Below are 2,237 nucleotides of genomic sequence, written 5' to 3' on the forward strand. Positions count from 1 at the left end.
TCAATTCCATAGATGTCACTGAAAGCCCCCCTGTACAAAATAGTGCTGGAACGTTCCGCTTCGTTCCAGCACTATTATCTCATGCAAGTCTATCCGCCTGTTCCTTTGACGGTTACGAAAGCGAACAGGGAAATTAGGAATTTTTTGCTTCATATTTTTAGGGGGCGCTCTGTCTGAGCGCCCCCTAAAAATATGTCCATATAGATTAACTGTATTTTTGCCGGGTTAATCGATCCAGTTTTTTCTGTTTTACACTGTTTATGCCCCAGAAGAATACGCTGATAAACAACAGGTAAATATATGCCTGGGCTATATCATACGTAAGATCGAGGAACGCTGTAAGTCCCCATACCAACAAACCTAACACCAAAACAGTGCCAGGATAATCCAATACATCGGAAAAATCTTGATTCAGAGTCTGTTTTATGTTAGACAGCATTTGAAATGCAATCACAATAGCACCTATGGCTATAAATCCTCTTGCTGCGGTAATGGTATCGGAATTGTGGTAGAACATCTGAAGGAGCTGGAGCACACTGATATCTATACCATCAATCCGGAATAATTTCCAGAAAAACAGTGCCCATAGGACAATTCCGCTATATAGAAGATTGATTATTACTAGCGTTCCCTTTACATGCCGGCTGGATTGTTCTGCTTTCTTTCGAAGGATATCCTGATTTAATTCACGCTCTTGTAACGCAATTTGCTCCAGTACTGCTTGGCGTACCGGTTCCACTACGTCTTGCTGTGCATTCACGTTTTTTCGGGCAATCTGAATATCACTGTCAGTAATATTTTTGCCTTCTGGAAGCAGCTGTGCCATCATGGCGTTATACTGTTTCTCTGCGGCGGCGCGTGCCTCATGAGAAGGGAAGAGGGTGTTCAGATAAGTGCGCTCCTCCTGATCCTTTTCCTTCCGGTGCTCTTCTATCGTTTCCCAAAGGCTTTGCAGATCCGGCTGTAATGACTCTGGCGATTGTTTCATCAGCATCTCCAGTGCTTCCAGAGACTTTTTGAATTCTAGGCTGGTCTTCTCATTACAGCCCGTGTTCAAAGCAGCAGCTTTTGCCCACAGTCGTCTGGCTTCTTCAGCTTGAGTGACAGTTTCATAAGTGGCGTTTCGGAATGTCCTTCGCTGCTGGTCCGTTGCATGGAGCTTGCGCATTACTGTAAGGAAACTTTGCTCCAAGGTTTTCACTTTCTCAAGTTCTTTGGAAAACGCCTGCTCCAGCCGCTGGTTGTATACCGCCATCAGATTACTCCCTGCGCCTTGATTCAAACTGAACTGTGCACAGATTTCCTGTAGATTCTGGCGGCCTTCTTCCAGAACACAGTTGACTGCTGCTGTATGTGTTTCTCTTACCGTTACACGTTGCATGCGGGCAGACAAACCTTTTATTTCTCTGTCTACTTTGGGTGCCAGAGTCTGATCGACCAAGGAGCAATAAATCCGTTCCATACCGACTGCTTTTGCCAGCCGTCCCAGTACGCCGTCAGGATCTTGATACTGCGACAGAAGGAACTGATATGTGGCCGCCTCGGCAGGCGCAAGTGTGAGGATTAGGGCAGCAGTTTCCCCTCGCTTATCCGCTGGAATTTTGGAGAAATTTTCTCGCAGCGCCTCTGCTCTGGACAGATCTTCTTCCGTTCCAGGAAGTGAGGTCTCCATGTAATTGCCCTGATAAGAGAGAAAGACCCAGGCCATCTGAAGAAAGGCATCTGCAAATAAATATTGGATGCAGTCAGTCATCATGGTGCTTTGATATACCCGATTGAGACGATCCCGCTCCGTTTTGCGTGTTTTTGCATTCCCAATTGCATTGACCCCGCTGTGGGCAAGTCCACTCAGGGCGTTAAAGGTCCCAGCCATCGCCATACCGCCTACAGCACCTTTGAGTCCAAAGCCACCGCCAATTACACGTCCTCTGGACGCCTTTCTCAGAGCTCGGTAGTCTTCGCTTTGGGAGATCCTCTGATCGCTTTCTTCCAAACTTTCTCTTACAAAATCCTCCATTCTGGTCCAAGGTTCAAAAACGGCCCCTCCATAAAGGGACATTGCACTGGCCTTGTTTACATCGTAATAACCCATCTCGATTAAAATATCTAACGTGCGGTTTGTCAACGCCGGACGGTAAAAAATCTAAAACGCCGGCCAGAAAATGACCCAAACGCCGGAAACATAGCGCTTGTTATTTACGCCGGAACTCCGTCCGCCGGTCAGTTGTCCGCCGGAA

At 47.0% G+C, this 2,237-nt stretch carries 1 protein-coding gene; it reads right to left on the reverse strand.

Features of this window, described 5'->3' with window-relative positions; genetic code table 11:
• Positions 1 to 205 precede the first annotated feature (205 nt).
• Positions 206 to 2,092, reverse strand: a complete 1,887-nt coding sequence (locus tag ACEVJL_RS16735; RefSeq protein ID WP_374738484.1) for a hypothetical protein — start codon at positions 2,090 to 2,092, stop codon at positions 206 to 208.
• Positions 2,093 to 2,237: the final 145 nt, after the last annotated feature.

This window comes from Flintibacter porci (assembly GCF_041925195.1).
GTDB classification, from domain to species: domain Bacteria; phylum Bacillota; class Clostridia; order Oscillospirales; family Oscillospiraceae; genus Lawsonibacter; species Lawsonibacter porci.